This is a genomic window from Sphingomonas sp. UV9 (genome assembly GCF_004101245.1).
GTDB lineage: Bacteria > Pseudomonadota > Alphaproteobacteria > Sphingomonadales > Sphingomonadaceae > Sphingomonas.
On sequence record NZ_SCIN01000003.1, the window covers coordinates 879,746 to 903,191 of the forward strand.

The 23,446-nt window shown below is 66.8% G+C and carries 22 protein-coding genes and 1 riboswitch; of the genes, 15 read left to right on the plus strand and 7 right to left on the minus strand.

The genetic code is table 11. The features are described 5' to 3' along the window. Nucleotides 1–64: 64 nt before the first annotated feature. Nucleotides 65–862: an aldo/keto reductase gene (locus EQZ23_RS16370; protein WP_128455449.1), complete on the plus strand. Its 798-nt coding sequence runs from the start codon at nt 65–67 to the stop codon at nt 860–862. Between the two features lie 19 nt (nt 863–881). On the opposite strand, the gene EQZ23_RS16375 is transcribed toward EQZ23_RS16370, so the two are convergent. From EQZ23_RS16375 to EQZ23_RS19900, 3 genes are all read right to left on the minus strand, one after another. After that, a complete protein-coding gene (locus EQZ23_RS16375) occupies nt 882–2,273 on the minus strand; it encodes a UdgX family uracil-DNA binding protein (RefSeq protein WP_128455450.1) in 1,392 nt (463 codons plus the stop codon). 13 nt (nt 2,274–2,286) lie between these two features. Then, complete coding sequence (locus EQZ23_RS16380) at nt 2,287–3,531, minus strand: putative DNA modification/repair radical SAM protein (RefSeq protein WP_128455451.1); 1,245 nt, start codon at nt 3,529–3,531, stop codon at nt 2,287–2,289. A gap of 67 nt (nt 3,532–3,598) precedes the next feature. After that, nucleotides 3,599–3,775, minus strand: a complete 177-nt coding sequence (locus EQZ23_RS19900; RefSeq protein ID WP_164913475.1) for a hypothetical protein — start codon at nt 3,773–3,775, stop codon at nt 3,599–3,601. Between the two features lie 258 nt (nt 3,776–4,033). Between EQZ23_RS19900 and EQZ23_RS16385 the strand changes: the two genes are divergently transcribed. The 5 genes from EQZ23_RS16385 (at nt 4,034) to EQZ23_RS16405 (ending at nt 8,557) form a co-directional block, all read left to right on the plus strand. Then, nucleotides 4,034–5,842 carry a DUF885 family protein gene (locus tag EQZ23_RS16385; RefSeq protein WP_128455452.1) on the plus strand — a complete coding sequence of 603 codons (1,809 nt, stop codon included), beginning with the start codon at nt 4,034–4,036 and terminating at the stop codon, nt 5,840–5,842. A 136-nt stretch (nt 5,843–5,978) separates the two neighbouring features. Continuing rightward, nucleotides 5,979–6,431: a hypothetical protein gene (locus EQZ23_RS16390; RefSeq protein ID WP_128455453.1), complete on the plus strand. Its 453-nt coding sequence runs from the start codon at nt 5,979–5,981 to the stop codon at nt 6,429–6,431. A gap of 4 nt (nt 6,432–6,435) precedes the next feature. Next, a complete protein-coding gene (locus EQZ23_RS16395) occupies nt 6,436–6,726 on the plus strand; it encodes an HPr-rel-A system PqqD family peptide chaperone (RefSeq protein WP_128455454.1) in 291 nt (96 codons plus the stop codon). After that, the gene (locus EQZ23_RS16400; protein WP_128455455.1) at nt 6,723–7,583 is read left to right on the plus strand and encodes an HprK-related kinase A; all 861 of its coding nucleotides are present in this window, start codon (nt 6,723–6,725) and stop codon (nt 7,581–7,583) included. Before EQZ23_RS16395 ends, EQZ23_RS16400 begins: the two co-directional genes overlap by 4 nt. Further along, nucleotides 7,568–8,557, plus strand: coding sequence for a nucleotidyltransferase family protein (locus EQZ23_RS16405; RefSeq protein WP_128455456.1), 990 nt, complete (start codon nt 7,568–7,570; stop codon nt 8,555–8,557). Before EQZ23_RS16400 ends, EQZ23_RS16405 begins: the two co-directional genes overlap by 16 nt. Here the strand turns inward: EQZ23_RS16405 and EQZ23_RS16410 are convergent. Both EQZ23_RS16410 and EQZ23_RS16415 read right to left on the minus strand, forming a co-directional pair. Next, on the minus strand, nt 8,554–8,913 hold the full coding sequence (locus EQZ23_RS16410; protein WP_128455457.1) for a hypothetical protein: 360 nt from the start codon (nt 8,911–8,913) through the stop codon (nt 8,554–8,556). The two genes, EQZ23_RS16405 and EQZ23_RS16410, sit on opposite strands and share 4 nt — an antisense overlap. Further along, on the minus strand, nt 8,910–9,578 hold the full coding sequence (locus EQZ23_RS16415; protein WP_128455458.1) for an HAD family hydrolase: 669 nt from the start codon (nt 9,576–9,578) through the stop codon (nt 8,910–8,912). Before EQZ23_RS16415 ends, EQZ23_RS16410 begins: the two co-directional genes overlap by 4 nt. Nucleotides 9,579–9,640: 62 nt before the next feature. On the opposite strand from EQZ23_RS16415, the gene glmU reads away from it, so the two are divergent. From glmU to EQZ23_RS16450, 7 genes are all read left to right on the plus strand, one after another. Beyond that, a complete protein-coding gene (glmU, locus tag EQZ23_RS16420) occupies nt 9,641–11,035 on the plus strand; it encodes a bifunctional UDP-N-acetylglucosamine diphosphorylase/glucosamine-1-phosphate N-acetyltransferase GlmU (protein ID WP_128455459.1) in 1,395 nt (464 codons plus the stop codon). Between the two features lie 23 nt (nt 11,036–11,058). After that, entirely contained in the window at nt 11,059–12,882 is a 1,824-nt protein-coding gene (gene glmS, locus EQZ23_RS16425; RefSeq protein WP_128455460.1) for a glutamine--fructose-6-phosphate transaminase (isomerizing), read from the plus strand. A gap of 238 nt (nt 12,883–13,120) precedes the next feature. Further along, nucleotides 13,121–13,224: riboswitch (glycine riboswitch) on the plus strand. 154 nt (nt 13,225–13,378) lie between these two features. After that, nucleotides 13,379–14,626, plus strand: coding sequence for a glycine cleavage system aminomethyltransferase GcvT (gcvT, locus tag EQZ23_RS16430; RefSeq protein ID WP_128455461.1), 1,248 nt, complete (start codon nt 13,379–13,381; stop codon nt 14,624–14,626). A 1-nt stretch (nt 14,627) separates the two neighbouring features. Beyond that, nucleotides 14,628–14,999, plus strand: coding sequence for a glycine cleavage system protein GcvH (gene gcvH, locus EQZ23_RS16435; protein ID WP_128455462.1), 372 nt, complete (start codon nt 14,628–14,630; stop codon nt 14,997–14,999). A 158-nt stretch (nt 15,000–15,157) separates the two neighbouring features. Further along, complete coding sequence (gene gcvPA, locus EQZ23_RS16440; protein WP_128455463.1) at nt 15,158–16,528, plus strand: aminomethyl-transferring glycine dehydrogenase subunit GcvPA; 1,371 nt, start codon at nt 15,158–15,160, stop codon at nt 16,526–16,528. Beyond that, nucleotides 16,525–18,099, plus strand: a complete 1,575-nt coding sequence (gcvPB, locus tag EQZ23_RS16445) for an aminomethyl-transferring glycine dehydrogenase subunit GcvPB (protein WP_128455464.1) — start codon at nt 16,525–16,527, stop codon at nt 18,097–18,099. The genes gcvPA and gcvPB overlap by 4 nt, the downstream gene beginning before the upstream one ends. 88 nt (nt 18,100–18,187) lie before the next feature. After that, nucleotides 18,188–18,700, plus strand: coding sequence for a CcdC protein domain-containing protein (locus EQZ23_RS16450; protein WP_128455465.1), 513 nt, complete (start codon nt 18,188–18,190; stop codon nt 18,698–18,700). Between the two features lie 160 nt (nt 18,701–18,860). On the opposite strand, the gene EQZ23_RS16455 is transcribed toward EQZ23_RS16450, so the two are convergent. Then, nucleotides 18,861–19,721 carry a DMT family transporter gene (locus tag EQZ23_RS16455; protein WP_128455646.1) on the minus strand — a complete coding sequence of 287 codons (861 nt, stop codon included), beginning with the start codon at nt 19,719–19,721 and terminating at the stop codon, nt 18,861–18,863. A 338-nt stretch (nt 19,722–20,059) separates the two neighbouring features. On the opposite strand from EQZ23_RS16455, the gene EQZ23_RS16460 reads away from it, so the two are divergent. Together EQZ23_RS16460 and EQZ23_RS16465 are read left to right on the plus strand one after the other, a co-directional pair. After that, nucleotides 20,060–21,595 carry an aminoacyl--tRNA ligase-related protein gene (locus tag EQZ23_RS16460; RefSeq protein WP_128455466.1) on the plus strand — a complete coding sequence of 512 codons (1,536 nt, stop codon included), beginning with the start codon at nt 20,060–20,062 and terminating at the stop codon, nt 21,593–21,595. A gap of 194 nt (nt 21,596–21,789) precedes the next feature. Further along, the gene (locus tag EQZ23_RS16465) at nt 21,790–22,149 is read left to right on the plus strand and encodes a VOC family protein (protein WP_128455647.1); all 360 of its coding nucleotides are present in this window, start codon (nt 21,790–21,792) and stop codon (nt 22,147–22,149) included. A 171-nt stretch (nt 22,150–22,320) separates the two neighbouring features. Here the strand turns inward: EQZ23_RS16465 and EQZ23_RS16470 are convergent, their stop codons facing one another. Continuing rightward, nucleotides 22,321–23,391, minus strand: a complete 1,071-nt coding sequence (locus EQZ23_RS16470; protein ID WP_128455467.1) for a PA0069 family radical SAM protein — start codon at nt 23,389–23,391, stop codon at nt 22,321–22,323. Nucleotides 23,392–23,446: the final 55 nt, after the last annotated feature.

A 23,446-nucleotide genomic window follows, 5' to 3' on the forward strand; every position in this document is an offset into this window, starting at 1 on the left:
CGAACCGGGCGCCGAAGGGAAGAGGCAATCGGAACCGCCCGGCGTGTCGTGCGCTGTTTGCAGCATGACAGATCTCACACTCAACGACGGCCGCAAGATGCCTCAACTCGGCATGGGCACATGGCAGATCCCCGACAGCCAGGCGGCGGCGATCGTCCGCAGCGGGCTCGATATCGGCTTCCGGCTGGTCGACACCGCCGCGATCTACGACAACGAACGCGGCGTCGGCGACGGCTACAAGGGATCGGATGCGTTCCTGACGACCAAGCTCTGGAACGACCGGCAGGGCGATGCCGAGGCGGCGATGGACGAAAGCCTGGCGCTACTCGGCGTCGAATCGGTCGACCTGTACCTGATGCACTGGCCGGTGCCGAGCGAGGACAAGTTCGTCGACGCGTGGAAGGCGATGATCGGCTTGCGCGATGCGGGCAAGGCCAAGTCGATCGGCGTCTCGAACTTCCTCCCCGAGCACATCGACGCAATCGTCGCCGCGACCGGCGTGACTCCGGCGGTCAACCAGATCGAACTCCACCCCAATTTCCAGCAACGCGAGCAACGCGCGTATCACGAGGCGCACGGCATCGTGACACAGAGCTGGAGCCCGCTGGGGCAGGGCAAGACGCTGTTGCAGGACGCGGCGATCGCGCGCGTTGCCGACAAGCGCGGCCGCAGCGCCGCTCAGGTCATCCTTGCCTGGCACCTGGCGAATGGCTTCTCAGTCATCCCGAAAGCCTCCGACGCCGAGCATCTCGCCGACAACTTCGCGGCGCAGGATCTCACGCTGGACGAATGGGACGTGGCGGCGATCGAAGCTCTCGACGATCCCGCCGGTCGCCTCGGACCCGAACCAACCAGCATGTAACGTTTACCATTCGGGCGGATCAGCCGATCCGCCCACCCACCGTCCGCAGATCCTCGACGAACCGCGCATATTCCTCCGCCGCCTGCGCCGGGTCCGGCAGCCGCAGCAGATAGCTCGGATGTACGGTAATCCAGGCCTCGCCGCCATCCGGCAACTGCAACGCCCGCCCGCGCTCCCGCCCGATCGTCATGACCTTCCCGAACAAAGACCGAGCCGCAGTCGCGCCGAGTGCAACGGTGACCTTGGGCTTGATCAGCATCTGCTCCTGCTCGATCCACCAACGACACGCATCGATCTCCCCCGCCCCAGGCTTGGCATGGATCCGGCGCTTGCCCCGCTGCTCGAACTTGAAATGCTTCACCGCGTTGGTGACATAAGCCCGCGACCGGTCGACGCCCGCTTCGGCCATCGCCTTGTCGAACATCTGCCCCGCCGGCCCGACGAACGGACGTCCGGCGATATCCTCCTGGTCGCCCGGCTGCTCGCCGACGAACATCAACGGCGCATCGACGGGCCCCTCGCCGAACACAGTCTGCGTGGCGGGTTTGTACAGCGGACAGCGGGTGCAGCCCGCCGCTTCGTCGCGCAACGCTTCCCAGGCAATCAGGCTGTTGCCGCCGACGGTGTCTCTTGCCTTGGCGATCATCCCAGATTCTCTGGCCTGCGCCGCCGCCAAAAGGCCGGGCACGAGCGCGGTCTCGGGCATGTTCTTCCAGTATTTCTTCGGCATTTCCTTCAGCATCGCGCCGATCTTGACGCGCGCCGGATTGAAGATGCTGGCGTAATAGGTCTTCCACACCTCCTCGGTCGGGTCGCAATCGGGCGCGTCCGCCTTGCTGGCGCCGGGCCCTTCGCTCAGCGCCTTGCCGTCCCAGTGGATCGAGACGTTGGGCGTCAGGATCGACCAGCGCATGCTCGCAAAGCGGTTGACGAAGAACGCGGCGTTGGCGCGGACGATGTGGTGGTCGGGCTCGAACCACGCGACGAAGCGTGTGCCGCCTCCCTCCTCGACCTCGCGGAAGCGGAGGAACGCGCGCATCTTGTGGATGTCGCGGCGGACGTCCTTGGCGATCCGGTCGAGCCGGCGGACGAGCGGATCGGCGCGGTCCTCGATGAGTTTGGGTTCGCGACGGAGGCGGGCGAGCAACGTGTAGAGCATGGCAAACCGCTCGGGATCGCTGCCGAGGATCGCGCTGCGGGCGAGGTCGATAAAGGCGCGGGGTACGCTGAAGGCGCCGGGGGCGGGGGCTGGGGCTGGGGCGGGTTCCGCAACCGTGGCGAAGAGGTCAGTCGGTTCGTCGCCAACCTGCCAGACAACGTCGTCGGGCGGCACGTCTTCGGCAATCAGTCTTCGAGCGGCGTCGCGCCAACCGTCGAAGTCGTCGGGTTCGGTAAGGGTTACGACGCGCATGTCTTCGCCGGACTCACGCGAACATTTCCATCTGCTTTGGCTTCGGCGCGACGATCGGGCGGAGCTCGGCGCGGTCCGACAGGACGACGGGACGCCAATCCTCGGCGATGATGAACGGACGGATCTTGGCGACCGATACCGTCAAGCGCGCGATATCCGCCAGGTGCAGGCGGCGCCACCGGCGGCTGGTGAGGATGCCGTTGACTGCCTTGACGCCCAGCCCGGGGACCCGCAGCAGCATCTCGCGCGGCGCTCGATTGACGTCGACCGGGAAGCTGCCGCGAAACTTCAGGGCCCAGGCGAGCTTCGGATCGATGTCGAGCGGCAGCATCCCCGTCGCGTCGTCGGCGGCGGCCACGACCTCGTGCGGCTGGAATTCGTAGAAGCGCATCAGCCAGTCGGACTGGTACAGCCGGTGCTCGCGCATCAGCGGCGGGCGTTGCAGCGGGAGAACCGCGCTTGCATCCGGAATCGGGCTGAAGGCCGAATAATACACGCGGCGAAGGCCGAACCGGTCGTACAGGGTCGACGCTTTCCGCACGATGTCGCCATCCGTCGCCGCATCCGCCCCGACGATCATCTGCGTCGACTGGCCGGCAGGCGCGAACTTGGGCGCAGACTTATATTTCGCCTTGGCATCCTTGCCGTCGATGATCGACGCCTTCACCTCCGCCATCGCCGTTTCGATCCGGACGCCGTCCTTCTCGGGGGCAAGGCGCTTCAGGCCGTTCGCGGTCGGCAGTTCGACGTTGATCGACACACGGTCGGCGTACAGCCCAGCCTGATGAACGAGTTCCGGATCTGCGTCCGGAATCGTCTTGAGGTGAATGTAGCCACGGAAATGATGATCCTCGCGCAACGACCGCGCGACCTCGACCATCTGCTCCATCGTATAGTTGGACGAGGCGATGATGCCCGACGACAGAAACAGCCCCTCGATATAATTGCGTTTGTAAAAGGCTATTGTCAGGTCGACAACTTCCTTCGCCGTGAACCGTGCGCGGCGGACGTTCGAGCTTTTGCGGTTGATGCAGTAATGACAGTCAAATATGCAGCTGTTGGTCAGCAGGATCTTCAGCAGCGAGATGCAGCGGCCGTCGGGCGCGTAGGCGTGGCAGATGCCCATGCCCTCGGTCGAGCCCAACCCCTTGCCGTCCTTCGAATTGCGCTTGGTCGTCCCCGACGACGCGCAAGACGCATCGTATTTGGCCGCATCCGCAAGAATCTCGAGCTTTTCACGGGTATCGAGCTGCGCCATCCGTTCGTCTTACGTTCCGCTACCGCACGTGTCGATTGATCGACATCAACGATCGCCGCGATAGGCGTCAGTCGAAGACATACCGGAACAGATCGACGAATCCGCCGAGGCTGACGGGAAGCAGCAGCAGCACGATCGCGTAGAAGAGCAGAATCCGGCTCAACGCCTTTTCATGTTTGAACACGGGCTTGCGTGGGGGCAGGTCTTCCCTGCGCGGCCAGTTATGGGTTTCGTCGAGGAACATTTCGGTCTCCAGGCGATCGTCCGCATCGCATGCCTCCAGGCGAACGCGGTGTCCGTCATACCAACGCAAGCGACAGCACGCGAGGCGAAACGCTAACGATCCTCGTGCGATACTACTACCGTAGCCGCGAATAAATTCGGGTGGCGCGCCCTGTAATCGCTATACCGCGCTGGCGCCGGGGGGAATGGGCCGGGCGGAATGGATCGCCATTCTCCGCCCGAAACGATAGTCTCGGCGGACTTGACCGGGGGAGTAAGCATGCATCGTCGTAATTTTCTAGCGAGCGCAGCGGCGGCATCGGCCGTCGGAGTGTTGCCGGCCCAAGCCATCGGCGCACCGGGCGATCGGGATACGGCGCTCAGGACGATGCTCGATCGGTTCTTCTACGCGCGCCTCGATGCGTCGCCGGAACAGGCGACCCGGCTCGGTCTCGACACCGGCGCCCGCGTCGCACTGAAGGGCAAGCTCGACGACGAGTCCGCCACCGGAAAGGCCGACGATCTTGCTCGGGCCAAGGCGGAGCTGGCGGACTTGCGGGCGTTCGGCACCAGCGGCCTCTCGCCGGCCGCCGCGCTCGACTATGAGGTCGTGGCCTATCAACTCACCCGCGCCATCGCCGGTGCCGAGCGCTTCACCTATGGCGACAGCCTCGGCCGGTTCGCGCCCTATGTCCTCAGCCAGCTGACCGGCCCGTACCGCGACGTGCCGGACTTCCTCGACTCGCAGACGCGCGTGCGCGACGCGGCCGAGGCAGACGCGTATCTCGAACGGCTTGCCGCCTTTCCGAAGGCGATCGACGACAGCAGCGCCCGGCAGCGCAGCGATGCCGCCCGCGGCGTCTTCGCCCCGGACTACATCCTCGACACGACCCTGAAGCAGCTCGGCAGCGCGATGGAGCGGCCAGCGGACCAGACCGTGATGGTCGCAAGCTTCGCCGCCAAGCTGAAGGCGGCCAATCTCCCGGCGGACCGCGTGGCCAAGGCGACGGCGATCGTCCAGCGCGACGTCTTTCCGGCACTGGAACGGCAACGCGCGCTCGTCGCGGAGTTGCGGACCAAGGCGGTCCACGACGCCGGCTGCTGGCGGCTGCCCGATGGCGCGGCCTATTATGCCGCGGCCGCCGAGGCTGCGACGACGGTGGCGATGAGCGGCGACGAGATCCACCGTCTTGGCCTGACGCAGGTTGCCGAGATCGGTGCGCGGATCGACACGATCCTGAAGGCGCAGGGGATGACCAAGGGTAGCGTCGGCGAGCGGCTGGTGGCGCTCAACCAGCGTCCCGATCAGCTCTATCCGAATACCGACGCCGGCCGGGATGCGTTGCTGGCGCATCTCAATCGCCAGATCGTCGCGATGCAAAAGCGACTGCCCGAAGCGTTCGCGACCTTGCCCAAGGCTCCGGTCGAAGTGCGCCGCGTGCCGCCGACGATCCAGGCCGGCGCGCCGGGTGGCTATTACCAGAACGCCTCGCTCGATGGCTCGCGCCCGGCGATCTACTACATCAACCTGCGCGACACGTTCGATCGTCCGAAGTTCGGGCTGGCGACGCTGACGCATCACGAGGCGGTGCCAGGCCATCATCTCCAGGTGGGCCTTGCGTTGGAGAGCACCGAGATTCCGCTGATCCGCCGTCGCGGGTTCTTCAGCGGCTATTCGGAAGGGTGGGCGCTCTATGCCGAGCAACTCGCCGACGAGATGGGCATGTACGAAGGCGATCCGCTGGGACAGGTCGGCTATCTCCAGTCGCTGCTGTTCCGCGCGACGCGCCTCGTGGTCGACAGCGGCATGCATGCGAAGCGCTGGACCCGCGAGCAGGCGACCGACTATCTGATCGCCACCACGGGGATTGCCCGCGGCCGCAGCCAGGGCGAGATCGATCGCTACACAGTCTGGCCGGGGCAGGCGTGCAGCTACAAGATCGGCCACACCGTCTGGACCCGCCTTCGCGCCGAGGCCCAGAAACGCCCCGGTTTCGATCTGAAGCAGTTCCACGCCGTGCTGCTGAAAGGGGCGATGCCGCTCGCAATCCTGGAACGCGTCGTTCGGCGTGAAACGACGGCAACCTGAAGGCGGCGTGACGGCGGCGTGACGGCGGCGGGGTCGGGCGGCCCGGCTTTCGCACCGTCCTGCTTCGGCACGGTCTGCCGCACGACATTGTCAGCGCTTCAGGATTGTGAAAGGGCTAGGGTGTAGCAGGGGCACCATGAGCGACGATATTCGATCCGATCAAGATCCGGCCGATCACGGTTGTGCCGCGCCGTCCGCGGACAGCGCGGGGACCGAGGCCGTGCCGACCCGACGTCGCGTGCTGGCACTCGGCGCGGTGACGGCAGGCGCGGTCGTGTCGATCCGCCCGGCACTTGCGCAGACGGTGGGATCGGTACTGAATTGCCAGATCCCGGTTCCCGATCCCGGCCGCGCGGGCAGCTATATCGATGCGGACGGCAAGGTCGTGGCGGCACGGACCAAGGGCGCGTTCCCGCCCTCGACCCGCCCGTTCAAGGGCGAAGAGGTCAAGCGCGCGATGGCCAATGGCAGCACGCTGCCCGGCACCGATTCCGAGCGCAGCCGTGCCTACGTCAAATATATCCGCCGGTTGCAGCGCGGCCAGGGTGGCTTCACCTGCTTCGCATCGTTGCAGATGCCGCGCGGCTGAGGCCGTGCGGGGGGAGCTCTATCGCGGTCCGCCCGAGACGGGGCTGCTGATCGCCCCGCTCGACGAGTTCACCGCGGTCTACCACCGCGCGTCGGGGATCACGCACCTGTTGACCGAGCCGGCTCCGCAGATCCTGGCGATCCTCGGGCAGGGCGCGCTGTCGCTCGACGCGCTGCTCGATCGGCTCGGGCAGGATTACGATCTGACCGACGGCACGCGCGAGGCCTTGGCGGCCCGGCTGGCGGAACTGGTCGAAGCCGGACTCGTCGAAGCGGAATGGGTCGAGCGGGCATGAGGCATGCCTTCTCCGTCCGCATCGGCCCGGTCGGCTTCCGCATCGGCTCGGACTGGCGTGCTCCAATCGCTCAACTGGAAAGCCTGTACCGCGACTATCCCAAGCCGCTGGACGGCGTGCCCGATTTTACCGTCCGGCTGTTCGCGCGGCGGCCATGGCGGCGTTTCCTGCGCCCCTCGGTCGAGATCGGCGGCGATTACATGCTGCCCGAGGCCGCACCGTTGCCGCTGCGCCAAGGCCTGCTCGCGGCCGAGATGGCGATGAACCTCCAGATGGCGCTTGGCGCACGCCGGTATCTGTTGTTGCATGCGTCGGCGGTCGAGCGGGACGGGCGCGCGCTGTTGATGACCGGTATCTCGGGGGCGGGCAAGTCGACGTTGGCCACGCTGCTCGCCGCAAAAGGCTGGCGGTTCATGGGCGACGAGTTTGCGCTGCTCGATCCGGCAACCGGGCTGATCCACGCGTTCCCGCGGCTGATCAGCCTGAAGAACGAGGCGATCGCCGCGGCCGAGGCGGCTTGGCCGGACGCGCGGATGGGGCTGCTGCTGCCGACGACGCCAAAGGGCGATATCCGCCACATGGTTCCCGACGCGCGGGCGATCGCGGCGATGGACGTGCCAGCGCGCCCCGCGTTGCTGGTATTCCCGCGCTATGGCTTCGCGCCCGAAATCCGTTCGGTGCAGCCGGGCGAGGCATTCGTGCGGATGACGCAGGCGTCGACCAACTACGTCGCGCTTGGCGAAGCGGGGTTCCGTGCGCTGACCGGGCTGATCGGGGACGTCCCCTCGGTGGCGGTGGACTATCCCGACGGCGCGAGTGCGATCGCGCAGGTCGAGACCCTATGGGCGGCGCTGTGACGGACGCGCGCATACTTGCGCGAGCGCTCGCCGATCCGGCCAGCGTCGCCGGGCTCGATGCGGACGGCTGGACCACGCTTCTGGCGATGGCGCGCGCGGAGCAATTGATCGGCACGCTGGCGGTGCGGCTCGATGGCTTGCCGATGCCTGGCTCGGTGAAGGCGATTCTCGCCGATGCGCGGGCCGCCGCCGAGCAGGGGCGCCGCGCTGCGCTTTGGGAGGCGGAGATGGCGAGGCGGGCGCTGGCGGCGATCGACTGCCCGGTCGTGCTGCTCAAGGGCACCGCCTTCGTCGCGGCGGGGCTGTCGGCGGGGCAGGGCAGGTCGATCGGCGATCTCGATATCCTGGTGCCGCGCCGCGCGCTCGATGCGGTCGAGGCGGCGCTGCTCGCGGCGGGCTGGGAATGGGTGAAGCCCGATCCGTATGACGACGTCTATTACCGCCGCTGGATGCACGAACTTCCGCCGCTGATTCACCGTGAGCGCGACCGGATGATCGATGTGCACCACACCATATTGCCGCTGACCGCACGGATCACGCCCGACGCGGATGCGCTGATCGCGGGGAGCGTGGCGCTTGGGAATGGCCTGCGGATCCTGTCGCCGAACGGGATGATCGTTCACGCCGCGGCGCATCTGTTCGCGGACGGCGACCTGGCTGGCGGGATGCGCAACCTGTGGGATATTCGCTGCCTGATCGACGAGTTCGGCACCGACGGCCTCGTCGCGGCGGCACATGGGCATGGGCTGCACCGTGAGGTGGCACGCGCGCTACGGCTGGTGGAGGCAGTGTTCGGTGCGGCCAAGGCGCGCGGTATCGACGGCCTTTACGGTCACCGGATCGCTGCTCGGGACGGCTGGGGCAGGCCGACCCGAGCGGTCACGCGGCTGGCCTTCTATGTCCGCTCGCACTGGTTGCGGATGCCGCCGGCGATGCTCGCACGTCACCTCTGGACCAAGTTCCGCAAGGTTTAGGGCAGGCGCGCACCACGCCCGCGCCGCACCGACCAGACGATCAGCAGCACGACCGTGATCGCCAGCGTGTCCGCGATCCAGTCGCGGATGTCGCAATCGCGGTGCAGCGACGGGATCGACTGAAGCACCTCGATCAGCGCGCCGAGAAACGAGAAGCGCTCGCCGATCCGGGACAGCCGGGCGGTCGGATAGGCCAGCGCCGCCAGCAACGACATCGTCGCGAACGCGAGCATATGCTGGAACTTGTCGCCGAACTGGTCGATCGGCATGTGCGGCGGCTTTGGCAGCAGCGCCATCGTCACCGCGAACACCACCGCCGCGACCAGCGCGATGCGCAGAGACAGAGCGCGGTTCATGCGCCGAGCCTTTCGAGCGTCGGCAGTAACTCGGCGAACCCGTCGATCACCGCGTCGGCGCCGAGTTCGGCGACCGGCTGCATCAGGAAGCCGAAGCTGCATGCGATCGTCGGCAACCCCGCCGCCTGGCCTGCCTGGATATCGAAGATCGAGTCGCCGACGAACGCGGCACGTCCGCCGCCACATCGCCTCACCATCTCATGGATCGGCATCGGCGAGGGCTTCGACTCTGCGAGCGTATCGCCGCCGAGGATGCACGCGAACCGATCGGTCAGGCCCAGTTCGTCCAGTACGACCCGTGCAAACCGCTCGATCTTGTTGGTGACGATCCCGAGCGTCACGTCGCGTGCCGCCAGCGCATCGAGTGCGTCGATCACGCCCGGATAGGGTTTCGTCAGGACACAGATGTTCGCCTCGTAATAGGCGAGCAGCTCGGCGTGCAGTGTGTCGAGCATCGCCTCGTCATAGCCGCCGGTCGCGGTCAGGCCCTGCTTGAGCATATGCCGCGCGCCGCCACCGATCATCGGCTTGACCTCTTCGACGCTCAAGCGAGGGCGACCGACCGATGCCAGCGCATGGTTGACCGCGGCGGCGAGGTCGCCGCTGGTATCGAGAAGCGTACCGTCCAGGTCGAACCCGACGATAGTAAAAGAAAAATGCGTCATTACGGTGGTGCCTGCCAGCGGCGCTATGGAATTGGCAAGGCTTTCGTGGCAGCGATCCTCCCATGACGACGCATTCCAACGACCAAACGTTTCCGGCGCATTCCCCCGCCCACCCGATCGCGGTGGTGATCCTCGCCGCCGGCAAGGGTACGCGGATGAAATCGTACCTGCACAAGGTGCTGCATCCGATCGCCGGGCGGCCGATGCTGCTGCATCTGATTGCGAGTGCGGCGGCTTTGAATCCGGCCAGGACGGTCGTCGTGACGGGTGCGGGACGCGAGCAGGTCGAGGCGGCGGTCGCGCCGCTCGGCATTGCCACCGCGCTTCAGGCGGAACAGCTCGGTACCGGCCATGCGGTCGCGCAGGCGCGCGCGGCGCTGGCGGGGTTCAAGGGCGACGTGCTGATTCTCTACGGCGACGTGCCGCTCGTCACCGCCACGACGATGCAGCGGATGATCGATCGCCTGCACGGCGACGATATGCCTGCCGTCGTCGTGCTCGGCTTCCGCCCCGCCGATCCCGGGGCCTATGGCCGCGTGATCGCCGATGCCGCGGGCCGGATGGACCGGATCGTCGAATTTAAGGACGCGTCGGAGGCGGAACGCGCGGTGACGTTGTGCAATTCCGGGCTGATGGCGGTGCGCGCGACCGATCTGTTCGCGCTGCTCGACCGGCTCGGCAACGACAATGCGGCGGGCGAATATTATCTCACCGACATCGTCGGGCTGGCGGGGGCGGCCGGCCGATCGGCGGCGGTGATCGAGACCGGCGCGGACGAGGTGGCCGGCGTCAACAGTCGCGGCGAACTCGCCGGCGTCGAGGGCGCGTGGCAGGCGATGCGGCGCGCGCAGGCGATGGCCGCCGGTGCGACGCTGATCGCGCCCGACACGGTCTGGTTCGCGCACGACACGGTGCTCGGCCGCGACGTGGTGATCGAGCCCAACGTCGTGTTCGGGCCCGGTGCGCGCATCGAGGATGGCGCGACGATCCACGCGTTCAGCCATGTCGAAGGCGCCTCGGTCGGCAAGGGCGCCAACGTCGGCCCGTTCGCGCGCCTCCGCCTTGGCGCGGATCTCCGAGCAGACGCCAAGGTCGGCAATTTCGTCGAGATCAAGAAGGCCATCATCGGCGAAGGCGCGAAGGTCAGCCACCTGACCTATATCGGCGACGCGGATATTGGCGCGGGCGCGAACATCGGCGCCGGCACGATCACCTGCAACTACGACGGCTATTTCAAATACCGCACGGTCGTCGGCGAGGGCGCCTTTATCGGCTCCAACGCCGCGCTGGTCGCCCCGGTGACGATCGGCGCAGGTGCGATCGTCGCGGCCGGATCGGTTGTGACGCAGAATGTCGAGGCCGATGCGCTTGCGCTGGTCCGTCCGCCACAGATCGCCAAGCCCGGCTGGGCCGCGCGGTTCCGTGACAAAATGACAGCCCGCAAGGCTGCCCGATAAGCGTGTTTCCGGAGTAAGATCGAATGTGTGGCATCGTTGGAATTCTGAGCACGACCGACGTCGCCGTCCGTCTGCTCGACGGGCTGAAGCGACTCGAATATCGCGGGTATGATTCGGCGGGTATCGCCACCGATCACGATGGTACGATCGAGCGGCGGCGCGCGTCGGGCAAGCTCGTCAATCTCGCCAACGAACTCGCGGCGCATCCGCTGCCCGGCCGCACCGGCATCGCGCACACGCGGTGGGCGACGCATGGCGGGCCGACCACCAACAACGCGCACCCGCACGCGACCGACGAAGTCGCGGTGGTCCACAACGGCATCATCGAGAACTTCAAGCCGCTGCGCGAGGAGCTGATCGCGCGCGGCCGGACGTTCACCAGTGAGACCGATACCGAAGTCGTCGCGCATCTGGTCAGCGAAAAGGTCGAGGCGGGGATGGACCCGGTGTCCGCGGTCCGCGAGATCCTGCCACGGCTGCACGGCGCGTTCGCGCTCGCGATCCTGTTCCGCCAGCATCCCGACCTGCTGATCGGCGCGCGGCTCGGTTCGCCGCTGGTCGTCGGCCACGGCGAGGGCGAGATGTATCTCGGCTCCGACGCGCTCGCGCTCGCGCCGCTGACGCAGCGGATCGCGTATCTCGACGAGGGCGACTGGGTCGTGCTTACTCGCGACGGCGCGCAGGTCTATGACCGCGACAACGCGCCCGTCGAGCGCGCGATCACGATCTCGGGGATCACCGGCGAGGTGATCTCGAAGGGCAATCACAAGCATTACATGCTCAAGGAAATCTACGAGCAGCCGATCGTCGTCGCGCAGACGCTCCGCTCGTACCTGAAGCGGATGGAGGGCGAGGTCTCGCTGCCGATCCCCGAGTTCGATCTCTCCACGATCAAGCGCGTCACGATCGTCGCGTGCGGGACGAGCTTCTACGCCGGCATGGTCGCCAAATACTGGTTCGAGCAGTTTGCGCGCGTGCCCGTCGACCTCGATGTCGCGTCCGAGTTCCGCTACCGCGCGCCGGTGATGGAGGATGGCGGCCTCGCGCTGTTCATCTCGCAATCGGGCGAGACGGCGGACACGCTGGCAGCACTCCGCCACGCCAAGGCCGAGGGGCAGAAGATCGCGGTCGTCGTCAACGTGCCGACCAGTTCGATGGCGCGCGAGGCGGACCTGTTGCTGCCCACGCATGCCGGGCCGGAGATCGGCGTCGCCTCGACCAAGGCGTTCACGTGCCAGCTCGCCGTGCTGGCCGCACTCGCCGCCAATCTGGCGCGCGCGAAGGGCCTGTTGTCGAAGGACCAGGAGCGCGAGATCGTCCGGCATCTGTCGGAGGCGCCCGCCGCGCTCAACGGCGCGCTGGCGTATGACGAGGCGATCGAGGCGATGGCGCACAACATCGCCGGCGCGCGCGACGTGCTGTATCTGGGGCGCGGGACGGATTACCCGCTCGCGCTCGAAGGTGCGCTGAAGCTTAAGGAAATCAGCTACATCCATGCCGAGGGCTATGCCGCCGGCGAGATGAAGCACGGCCCGATCGCCCTGATCGACGAGCATGTGCCCGTCATCGTCATCGCGCCGTCGGGGCCGTTGTTCGACAAGACTGTCAGCAACATGCAGGAAGTGATGGCGCGCGGCGGCAGGGTCGTGCTGATCTCGGACTATGACGGCATCCAGGCGGCGGGCGAGGGCTGCATGGCGACGATCACCATGCCCAAGGTTCATCCGCTGATCGCGCCGCTGGTCTATGCGGTGCCGGTGCAGTTGCTGGCGTATCATGTGGCGGTGCTCAAGGGCACGGACGTGGATCAGCCGCGGAATCTGGCGAAGAGTGTGACGGTCGAATAAGGCGCCCGCACCCCACCCAATTTACCACCCCGGCGAAGGCCGGGGCCCAATTGGAGAGCTCGCAGTAACGGGGGACCGTCCCTCCGTTACCACTGTTTCCCAATTGGGCCCCGGCCTTCGCCGGGGTGGTGCATCTTTCTGGATAGCACGAGTGGTTTCTCATCGAATCCCAAACGCTCGATTGACTAAGATTGTGCGCCGCGTCACAGCTTGCGGCGTCGATGTCGGGCAACCGGCATGGCACCGCGCGGGAGAGCGTTTCCGGTCCTTTGAGGGCTGATGGAACCGCCGAAGGAGCAACCACCCCGGAATCTCTCAGGCACCAGAGACCGCGCGAGGCTGATCGACACTCTGGAAAGCGTCCTGACGTAAGTCGAGGGCCACCGAAGGGGTAAGCGCTGGACAAGTCCGCCGCGAAAGCTCTCAGGTCCCGTGACAGAGGGGGTTCGGATCGCAGCACCACCGGGTGCCGCGCGCCCCTTCGACGGAGACCAGCATGAGCGACCCCGAACTGCGCGATTACGCCAGCATCATCGATCAGGCCGACGATTACGTCGAGCCCGAGATCCTGCCCCTGCCGCTCGACGCGTGGCACCGCGGACAGGGCGCGCGGATGGTCGAGTTCGCCGGCTACGAGATGCCGATCCAGTATGAAGGCATCATGGCCGAGCACACCTGGACGCGCGACTCTGCGGGCCTGTTCGACGTCAGCCATATGGGCCAGCTCGTCTTCTCGGGTGAGGGCGTCGCGCAGGCGCTCGAGACCGTGCTGCCGGGCGACATCGCCGGGCTTGGCGAGGGCAAGATGCGCTATTCGCTGCTGCTCGCGCAGGACGGCGGCATCCTCGACGACCTGATGGCCACGCGCCTGCCCGACGACCAGCCGTCGCCCTTTTCGGCGTCCGATATCGAGCCCGAGGCGTACGATCCGCTCCACCCGTCGCCGACCGCGAGCGGCAGCTTCTACGTGGTCGTCAACGGCGCGACCAAATATGACGATGTCAGCTACCTGATCGAGCATCTGCCCGACGACGTCACGATCAACATCCTCGAGGACCAGGCGCTGCTCGCGGTGCAGGGGCCCAGGGCGGTCGCTGCGGTCGCGCGGATCGTTCCCGGTGTCGACGGCCTCGTCTTCATGACCGCGGGCGCGTTCCACTGGAACGACGTGGGCGTGTGGATCAGCCGCTCGGGCTATACCGGCGAGGACGGCCTCGAGATTTCGATCCCCGCCGAGCATGCCGTTGCGTTCGCCGATGCGCTGCTGGCGCTTCCCGAGATCAAGCCGATCGGCCTCGGCGCACGCGACTCGTTGCGTCTCGAAGCCGGTCTGCCGCTTTATGGCCACGACCTCGATCCCGAGATCACGCCGATGATGGCCGATCTCGGCTTCGCGCTGTCGAAGCGCCGCCGCGAGGCCGCCGATTTCCCCGGCGCCGAGCGCATCCTCACCGAGCGCGAGCATGGCCCGGCCACCAAGCGCGTCGGCCTGATCGTCGAGGGGCGCCAGCCCGCGCGCGAAGGCGCCGAGGTGATCGACGACACCGGCGCGACGATCGGTCGCCTGACCAGCGGGGGCTTCGCGCCGACGCTCGGGAAGCCGATCGCGATGGCCTATGTGCCGCTCGCGCTCGCCGCGCCCGGCACCCGCATCGAAATCGCGCAGCGCGGCAAGGTCCATACCGCCACCGTCACCGCGATGCCCTTCATTCCCCACCGCTACGTCCGCGCAGGAGCCAAGTGATATGAGCCGTTTTTTCACGCAGGATCATGAATGGGTCGATGTCGACGGTGACGTCGGCACCGTCGGTATTTCCGAATACGCGCAGAGCCAGCTCGGCGACGTCGTGTTCGTCGAAGTCCCCGAAGCCGGCAAGACGCTGAGCAAGGGCGACGAAGCCGCGGTCGTCGAATCGGTCAAGGCCGCGTCGGACGTCTACTCGCCGGTCTCGGGCACCGTCATCGAGGGCAACGCCGCGCTCACCGACGATTCGAGCCTGGTGAACTCGGACGCGGAAGCGGCCGGCTGGTTCTTCAAGCTGACGCTCAGCGATCCGAGCGAACTCGACGGCCTGATGGACGAAGCCGCCTACGCGACCTTCGTCGAAGGACTCTGATCCCACAATAAACCGTCATCCCAGCGAAAGCTGGGATCTCCCTCCACGGGGCCGACACCAGCGTCTCTCCCGCGGTTTGAGACCCCAGCTTCCGGAGGCACCCATCAAAGTAATACTTTGATGGGTGCCTTCCTGGGGTGACGTTCTAAAGGAACGTCATGCGCTACCTTCCCCTGACCCAGCCCGACCGCCAGGCGATGCTTTCCGTCATCGGCGCCGCAACGATCGACGACCTGTTCGTCGATGTCCCCGAAGCCGCGCGCCTCGACGGCCCGGTCCACGACCTGCCGATGCACGCCTCCGAAATGGCGGTCGAACGCCACATGTCGGCGCTCGCGAAGAAAAATCTCACCGCGGGCGAAGCCCCGTTCTTCCTCGGCTGCGGTGCGTACAAGCATCACGTCCCCGCGTCGGTCGATCACCTGATCCAGCGCGGCGAGTTCCTGACCGCCTACACGCCATACCAGCCGGAAATCGCGCAGGGCACGCTGCAGATGCTGTTCGAGTTCCAGACGCAGGTCGCGCGGCTGCTCGGCACCGACGTCGCCAACGCCTCGATGTACGACGGCTCGACCGCGTGCTGGGAGGCGATCGTGATGGCGCGTCGAATCACCAAGCGCGGCAAGGCGATCCTGTCGGCCGGGCTCCACCCGCATTACGTCTCGGTGTCGCAGACGATGGCCAAGTTCACCGGCGACGTGCTCGACACCACCGATCCGCGGCTGGTGCCGGAGATGGACCTCGACCGGCTGATCGCGAAGATCGACGACGATACGTCGTGCGTGGTCGTCCAATATCCCGACATCCTCGGCCGGATCGGCGACCTCCGCCCGCTCGCGGACGCGTGCCACGCCAAGAAGGCCCTGCTGATCGCGGTCGTCACCGAGCCCGTCGCGCTAGGCGCGATCACCTCGCCTGGCGAGATGGACGCGGACATCGTCGTCGGCGAGGGGCAGTCGCTCGGCGTCGGCCTCCAGTTCGGCGGACCGTATGTCGGCCTGTTCGGCTGCAAGGATAAGTACGTCCGCCAGATGCCCGGCCGCCTATGCGGCGAAACCGTCGACGCCGATGGCCGTCGCGGTTTCGTGCTGACGCTGTCGACGCGCGAGCAGCATATCCGCCGCGAGAAGGCGACGTCGAACATCTGCACCAACTCCGGCCTGTGCGCGCTGGCCTTCTCGATCCACATGACGCTGCTCGGCGAAGCGGGTCTGCGTCGGCTCGCAGGGGTGAACCACGCGGGTGCGGTCCATGCGGCGCGGCGGCTCGCGGAAATCCCGGGGGTCGAACTGCTCAACACGCACTTCTTCAACGAATTCACGCTGAAGCTGCCGGTCGAGGCACGCCCGGTCGTGCGCACGCTGGCCGATCGCGGCATCCTGGCGGGCGTATCGCTCGGTCGGCTCTATCCGGGCAAGGATGCGCTGGCCAACGGCCTGGTCGTTGCCGTGACCGAGACGACCACCGCGGAAGACGTCGAAACCTTCGCCACCGCACTGTCCACCGTCCTTGGGGAGATACTGGCATGAGCATCAACCAGAGCGGATGGCGTCCGACGTCGCCCGAAGCGAATACCGGCGGCGTCTCCGCCAGCGTCACCGGCAACAAGGCGTTGATGTTGGAAGAGGCGCTGATCTTCGAGATCGGCGACGCGAAGACGACGGGTGTCGATTTCGGCGAAGGCGATGTCGCGCATGACATGCTCGGCACCCTGACGCGCAAGGCACCGATCGGTCTGCCCGGTCTGTCCGAGCCCGAAACCGTCCGCCACTACACGCGCCTGTCGCGCCAGAATTACGGCATCGACCTCGGCTTCTTCCCGCTCGGCAGTTGCACGATGAAGCACAACCCGCGCCTCAACGAGAAGATGGCGCGGCTGCCCGGGTTCGCCGATGTCCACCCGCTCCAGCCGGTCGATACCGTGCAGGGCGCGCTCGAGGTGATCCACCAGCTCGCGCACTGGCTCGTCACGCTCACCGGCATGACCTCGGTCGCGATGAGCCCGAAGGCCGGCGCGCACGGCGAGCTGTGCGGCGTCCTCGCGATCCGCGCCGCGCTGGAAGCCAAGGGTGAAGGGCATCGCAAGATCATCCTCGTCCCCGAGAGCGCGCACGGCACCAACCCCGCGACCGCGGCGTTCGCGGGCTATAGCGTCGAGGATATCCCGGCCACCGCCGAAGGCCGCGTCGACACCGCTGCGCTGAAGGCCCGGCTCGGCCCCGACGTCGCCGGCGTGATGATCACCAACCCCAACACCTGCGGCCTGTTCGAGCGCGACATGCGCGAGATTTCGGACGCGGTGCATGCGGCGGGCGGCTATGTCTATTGCGACGGTGCCAACTTCAACGCGATCGTCGGGCGCGTCCGTCCGGGCGACCTCGGCATCGACGCGATGCACATCAACCTGCACAAGACCTTCTCGACCCCGCATGGCGGCGGCGGTCCGGGTTCCGGGCCGGTGGTGTTCTCGGCGGCACTCACGCCGTACGCGCCACTTCCGTTCGTCGAAAAACAGGGCGACACTTTCGTCCTGGTTGAGGAGGAAACCGCGGGCGAGCATCACGCCGGCAGCTTTGGCCGGATGGTCGCGTTCCACGGCCAGATGGGCATGTTCACGCGCGCGCTGACCTACATCCTCAGCCACGGCGCGGACGGCCTGCGGCAGGTGTCCGAGGATGCGGTGCTCAACGCGAACTACATCCTGCGCAGCCTCGACGACACGCTCGACGCGCCGTTCGGTCCGTCGGGTCCGTGCATGCACGAGGCGTTGTTCTCGGATTCCGGCCTCGCCGCTGGCTTCTCGACGATCGACATCGCGAAGGGCCTGATCGACGAGGGCTTCCACCCGATGACGATGTACTTCCCGCTCGTCGTCCACGGCGCGATGCTGGTCGAACCGACCGAGACCGAGTCGAAAGCCGCGCTCGACCAGTTCATCGCCGCGCTCCGCTCGGTCGCCGAGCGTGCGAAGGCTGGCGACCCCAGCCTCAAGACCGCGCCGCATTTCGCGCCCCGCGCGCGCCTCGACGAGACGCTCGCGGCGCGCAAGCCCGTGCTGGTGTGGAAGGAGCCGGCGCCGCTGGCTGAAGCGGCGGAGTAACCGTTCTCCTGCGAACGCAGGAAAACAGATTGCCGAGCGAACCGCAACCGCTCTAGCCTCCGCCCCGACAGGGTGGGGGCCAAGAGACATGCAGGCGCAAGACGCACAGGGCTGGATCAGCTACGGAATCACGGCCGTCATCATCGCGGTGGTATTCGCGGTGCGCTGGCGCCGGATGAGCGTGGTCAAGCCGCTCAAGCTCGAACGCCTCTGGGTGTTTCCCGCGATCTATGCCGCGGCCGCGCTCTACATGGTCATGATGTACCCGCCACAGGGCCTCGCCTGGCTGTTCTGCGCGATAGCCCTGGTGATGGGCGCGGCGCTCGGCTGGCAGCGCGGCAAGATGATGCGGATCACCGTCGATCCCGACAGCCACGCGCTCAACATCGCCTCGTCGCCGGCGGCGGTGCTGTTCCTGGTCGCCATCGTCGCGGTCCGCACCGGCGCTCGCGCGGTGATCGGCGATGGCCAAGCGCTGCACCTCGACGCGTTCGCGGTCACCGACGTGCTCGTCGCGCTCGGGCTCGGCCTGTTCACCACGCAACGCATCGAGATGTACCTGCGCGCGAAGCGGCTGCTGGAGACGGCGCGGGTTGGATAGCGCGCCGCTACGGTAACGATCCTCCCCCGCCAGGGGGAGGTGGCTGGCGTTTGCCAGACGGAGGGGGAGGTAAGGGGTAACCGCTGTTTCGTATCCTCCCCCTCCGTCACCTTCGGCGACACCTCCCCCTGGCGGGGGAGGATTGAACGTCGCACCGCCGTCACGCAATCACCCGGTCGGTATCCTCGCGCCGCCGGACATGCTCGCGCCAGACGATATACAGCCCGCTCGCCACGATGATCGGTGCGCCCACCCACGTCGCTTCCGCCGGCAGCGTGTCGAACACCAGCCAGCCGAGCAGCGTCGCCCATAACAGGCTCGAATAATCCATCGGCACCACCACCGACACCGGCCCGAGCCGCAGCGAGGTCGTCATCGCGATCTGCGCCAGGCCGCCGAAGATCCCGACGCTCGCCAGGCAGATCCAGGCCACCAGATCATGCGATTGCGCCGCCCGCGCGTAGAGCACCGACAGCGGGATCAGCGACAGCGCCGAGAACCAGAACACCGTCGTCAGCGCGCTTTCGGTCTTGCCGATCTGGCGCAGCAAAATCGACACGCTCGCCGTCCCGAACGCGCCCGCCAGCGCGCAGCCGGCGCCCCACAAGGGGAAATGCTCGCCGCCGGGCTGTGCGACGATCAGCACGCCCGCGAACCCCGTCGCCACCGCCGCCCAGCGATGCCAGCCGGTCGGCTCGCGCAGGATGAGCGCCCCGAGAATCGTCGCGAACACCGGCACCGTGAAGCCGATGGTCGTCGCCTCGGCGAGCGGCAGCGCGACGATCCCGTTGAAGGTGAACGCCATCGCCGACAGCCCGACAACCGCGCGAACGATATGCGCAGGCAGGCGCTTGGTCGCGATCGAAGGCAATCCCGGCCCCGCGACGATGACGCCCGACACCAGCAGGCACGCACCGAACTGGCGGAAGAACAGGATCTCCGACACGCTCGCACCGTGCCGCTCGGCCAGCTTGATCGCGGTGTTCATCAGCGCAAAGATCACGACGGACAGCAGCCGCATGCCGATGGCGGGAAGGATGCGGTCGGTGGTCACGCGTCGCTCCTACGCAACCCAACCCTGTCAGCCCACCCCAAACCCGTCATCCCGCCCCATGCCCGTTGCCCAGAGAAAGCTGCGATGTCACCAAACTCCGTCATCCCAGCGAAAGCTGGGATCTCCATGGGGAACGTCCCGCGCTCACCGCGACAGATCCCAGCTTTCGCTGGGATGACGGGTGTGGGGGCTGGGTATGGGTGTGGGGCAGGGTACGGAACGGATAAAGGGCGTAGGGAAGGGCCGACGTTGGAGGCAACCAACTCACAGGTGACGAACCCACGCACACCCGCTATCCGCACCGCATGATAAAGCGCGCACTCCCCGTCACCCGCGAGGCGGATTTTTCCGCCTGGTACCAGGCCGTCATCTCCGAGGCCGATCTCGCCGAGGAATCCGGCGTCCGCGGCTGCATGGTCATCCGCCCGTGGGGCTACGGCATCTGGGAGCGCATCCAGCGCCTGCTCGACGACCGGATCAAGGCCACCGGCCACGAGAATTGCTATTTCCCGCTCTTCATCCCGCTCTCCTATTTCGAGAAGGAGGCCGAACACGTCGACGGGTTCGCCAAGGAAATGGCGGTGGTCACGCACCACCGGCTGAAGGCCGACGGATACGGCCGCCTGATCCCCGATCCCGAGGCCAAGCTCGAGGAGCCGCTCGTCGTCCGCCCCACGTCCGAGATGGTCATCGGCGCCGCGTTTGCGCGCTGGGTCCAGTCGTGGCGCGACCTGCCCGTGCTGATCAACCAGTGGGCCAACGTCGTCCGCTGGGAAATGCGCACGCGCATGTTCCTGCGCACCAGCGAATTCCTCTGGCAGGAGGGCCACACCGCGCATTCGACGCCGCAAGAAGCGCGCGACGAGACGCTCAAGATGCTCGAAGTCTATCGCGACTTCGCCGAGGAGTGCCTCGGGCTCCACGTGATCGCCGGTGAGAAGCCGGAGAACGAGCGCTTCCCCGGCGCCGTCGCGACCTATTCGATCGAGGCGATGATGCAGGACGGCAAGGCGCTGCAAGCCGGCACCTCGCACTTCCTCGGCACCAATTTCGCGACCGCGCAGAACATCCGCTTCCAGAATGCGGGCGGCGAGTTCGAGTTCTGCAACACCACCAGCTGGGGCGTGTCTACGCGGATGATCGGCGCGGTCATCATGGTCCACGGCGACGACGACGGCCTGCGCGTGCCGCCGATGATCGCCCCGTGGCAGGTCGTGATCGTGCCGATGCTGCGCGACGTCCCCGAGGACGCGGCGATCGTCGACTATTGCAAGGCGCTCCAGGCCGACCTCGCCAAACAGTCCGCGCTCGGCGAGCCGGTCCGCGTGCTGCTCGACCTCAAGCCTGCCAAGACCGCGACCAAGCGCTGGGGCTGGGTCAAGAAGGGCGCGCCGATCGTGATCGAGGTCGGTGGCCGCGACATGGCCGGCGGCAACGTCACCGTGATCCGCCGCGACCGCCTCTACCGCGAGGACGGCAAGCTCGACAGCGTCGCCACGCCGCGCGACGCGTTCGTCGGCGACGTGGCGGGGATGCTGCACGACGTCCAGGCGTCGCTCCACGTCGAATCGATGAACCGGTTGAAGGCGAACATCGTGCCGGTCGCCGATTTCGCCGCGCTCGAGGCGCATTTCGCGGAGAGCGTGAAGAACCCGGGCTGGGTCGATGTCCGCTGGTCGAAGCCGACAGGGGCAGCGCTTGACGCGGTCGTGACGCGGTTGAAGGCTCTGAAGCTCACCATCCGCAACGCACCGATGGGCCAGACCGGGTGCGACGACGGTGCGTGCATCTTCACCGGTGACCCCGCAGTGGAACGCATCCTGATCGGTCGCGCCTATTAGGCGCGCCGATCGGCCGCGGCCGGCGTCTCTTCCAGGCCTCGCTAGGTAGCGTAACGAGCGGTCGATACGACGCGCATTCCTGACTCCCCATGCCGCGAAGCAACCGAAACGGACCGGTCTATCGGCTGCGCGGAGGTCTCCGTGCTGTACCGCCGCATTGGCTATAGGCGGTACGACTCTTGACGGGGGCAGGCATGGGCGTGACGGGGATCGGCGGCTTCTTCTTCCGGGCGAAGGACCCGGAGGCTATTCGCGCATGGTATGTCGCGCATCTCGGCGTCGGGTCGGTGCCGTATGGATCGTGGGAAACGCAGGCAGGACCAAGCGTCTTTGCACCGTTCGCGGTCGATGCCGACTATTTCTCCGCGGATCGCCCATGGATGCTCAACCTCCGCGTCGACGACCTTGATGGTCTGATCGGGACCCTCAGCGCGGCCGGCATTGCGGTGATAACCAATCCGGAATGGGACATGCCCGGTTTCGGCCGCTTCGCCCGCATCCATGATCCTGAAGGCAACCCGATCGAACTCTGGCAACCCGAAGATCCTGCGTAACGACGACGCGCCCAGATCTTGGGTGGTGAGGGGCGAAGTGCGTGGGTATCCCGGATCTCGAGCGCGCGGACTCCCAGACTTTCACGCCGCCTCGAAAGGGAAGGCAGAAGGCCGGTCTAACATCAGGGGTGGCTTGCGCGAGTATCGTCACCCCGGGGCCTGTCACAACCTTTAAAACAACTCCCCCTGCGGCCCCCGCGGCGGGCGGAACAGGTCGTTCCGCAGCGCGATCCGTTTCTGGTTCAGCCCATGCTTCGCACACGCGATCCGGAACCGCGTCCCCAGCAGGTCCGCCCAAGGCCCTTGGCCCTTCATCCGGGTGAAGAAATTCGGGTCGTTGTCGCGTCCCCCGCGCAGCGACGCGATCGTCGCCATCACCTTCCCCGCGCGGTCCGGGAAGTGTTCGTCCAGCCACGCGCGGAACAGCGGTGCCACCTCGTGCGGCAACCGCACCGGGATGAAGAACGCCCGGCTCGCGCCAGCCTCCGCCGCTCGCGCGATCAGATGCTCGATCTCGTGGTCGGTAATCGCCGGGATCACCGGCGCGATCGAGACGTAGACCGGCACGCCAGCATCGGCGAGTTTCCGCACTGCCGCCAGCCTGCGCTCGGGGTGCGGCGCGCGCGGTTCTACGGTCGAGGCGATCTTCGGATCCAGCGAGGTGATCGACATCGCCACCGCCGCCAGACCCTTCGCCGCCATCGGTGCGAGCAGGTCGAGATCGCGCACGACGCGGTCCGACTTGGTGGTGATCGTCAGCGGATGATCGGTCTCGGCCAGCACCTCGATGATCCCGCGCGTGATCCGCCAGTCGCTCTCGATCGGCTGGTACGGATCGGTGTTCGTCCCCAATGCCATCGGCGCGCAGACATAGCCGGGCTTGCCGAGCTCCGCTCGCAACAGCGCCCCCGCGGACGGCTTGGCGAACAGCTTGCTCTCGAAATCGAGCCCCGGCGACAGGTCGTGAAACGCATGGCTCGGCCGTGCGAAGCAATAGATGCAGCCATGCTCGCACCCCCGATACGGGTTGATCGAGCGGTCGAACGGTATGTCGGGCGAGGCGTTGCGGCTGATGATCGTGCGCGGCGTCTCGACGGTGACGGTCGTGCGCAGCTTCGGCGCGATGCCGTCGATCCCTTCGCGCATGTCGAGCCAGTCGCCGTCCGCCTCGGTCTGCGGCAGGTTGAACCGCCGACTCTCGTCGTTGCGCGTCGCTCCGCGAACTGGTCGTGCGGTCTTCATAGGCCGATGATAGGCGTAAAATGAGAACAGATATAGAACAATAAATCGGCGAGCC

What these genes read in the sequence shown, in the direction of transcription:
- EQZ23_RS16370 (WP_128455449.1), top strand. Translation starts at nt 65, where the DNA reads ATGACAGATCTCACACTCAACGACGGCCGCAAGATGCCTCAACTCGGC.
- EQZ23_RS16375 (WP_128455450.1), bottom strand. Translation starts at nt 2,273, where the DNA reads ATGCGCGTCGTAACCCTTACCGAACCCGACGACTTCGACGGTTGGCGC.
- EQZ23_RS16380 (WP_128455451.1), bottom strand. Translation starts at nt 3,531, where the DNA reads ATGGCGCAGCTCGATACCCGTGAAAAGCTCGAGATTCTTGCGGATGCG.
- EQZ23_RS19900 (WP_164913475.1), bottom strand. Translation starts at nt 3,775, where the DNA reads ATGTTCCTCGACGAAACCCATAACTGGCCGCGCAGGGAAGACCTGCCC.
- EQZ23_RS16385 (WP_128455452.1), top strand. Translation starts at nt 4,034, where the DNA reads ATGCATCGTCGTAATTTTCTAGCGAGCGCAGCGGCGGCATCGGCCGTC.
- EQZ23_RS16390 (WP_128455453.1), top strand. Translation starts at nt 5,979, where the DNA reads ATGAGCGACGATATTCGATCCGATCAAGATCCGGCCGATCACGGTTGT.
- EQZ23_RS16400 (WP_128455455.1), top strand. Translation starts at nt 6,723, where the DNA reads ATGAGGCATGCCTTCTCCGTCCGCATCGGCCCGGTCGGCTTCCGCATC.
- EQZ23_RS16405 (WP_128455456.1), top strand. Translation starts at nt 7,568, where the DNA reads ATGGGCGGCGCTGTGACGGACGCGCGCATACTTGCGCGAGCGCTCGCC.
- EQZ23_RS16410 (WP_128455457.1), bottom strand. Translation starts at nt 8,913, where the DNA reads ATGAACCGCGCTCTGTCTCTGCGCATCGCGCTGGTCGCGGCGGTGGTG.
- EQZ23_RS16415 (WP_128455458.1), bottom strand. Translation starts at nt 9,578, where the DNA reads ATGACGCATTTTTCTTTTACTATCGTCGGGTTCGACCTGGACGGTACG.
- glmU (WP_128455459.1), top strand. Translation starts at nt 9,641, where the DNA reads ATGACGACGCATTCCAACGACCAAACGTTTCCGGCGCATTCCCCCGCC.
- glmS (WP_128455460.1), top strand. Translation starts at nt 11,059, where the DNA reads ATGTGTGGCATCGTTGGAATTCTGAGCACGACCGACGTCGCCGTCCGT.
- gcvT (WP_128455461.1), top strand. Translation starts at nt 13,379, where the DNA reads ATGAGCGACCCCGAACTGCGCGATTACGCCAGCATCATCGATCAGGCC.
- gcvH (WP_128455462.1), top strand. Translation starts at nt 14,628, where the DNA reads ATGAGCCGTTTTTTCACGCAGGATCATGAATGGGTCGATGTCGACGGT.
- gcvPA (WP_128455463.1), top strand. Translation starts at nt 15,158, where the DNA reads ATGCGCTACCTTCCCCTGACCCAGCCCGACCGCCAGGCGATGCTTTCC.
- gcvPB (WP_128455464.1), top strand. Translation starts at nt 16,525, where the DNA reads ATGAGCATCAACCAGAGCGGATGGCGTCCGACGTCGCCCGAAGCGAAT.
- EQZ23_RS16450 (WP_128455465.1), top strand. Translation starts at nt 18,188, where the DNA reads ATGCAGGCGCAAGACGCACAGGGCTGGATCAGCTACGGAATCACGGCC.
- EQZ23_RS16455 (WP_128455646.1), bottom strand. Translation starts at nt 19,721, where the DNA reads ATGCGGCTGCTGTCCGTCGTGATCTTTGCGCTGATGAACACCGCGATC.
- EQZ23_RS16460 (WP_128455466.1), top strand. Translation starts at nt 20,060, where the DNA reads ATGATAAAGCGCGCACTCCCCGTCACCCGCGAGGCGGATTTTTCCGCC.
- EQZ23_RS16465 (WP_128455647.1), top strand. Translation starts at nt 21,790, where the DNA reads ATGGGCGTGACGGGGATCGGCGGCTTCTTCTTCCGGGCGAAGGACCCG.
- EQZ23_RS16470 (WP_128455467.1), bottom strand. Translation starts at nt 23,391, where the DNA reads ATGAAGACCGCACGACCAGTTCGCGGAGCGACGCGCAACGACGAGAGT.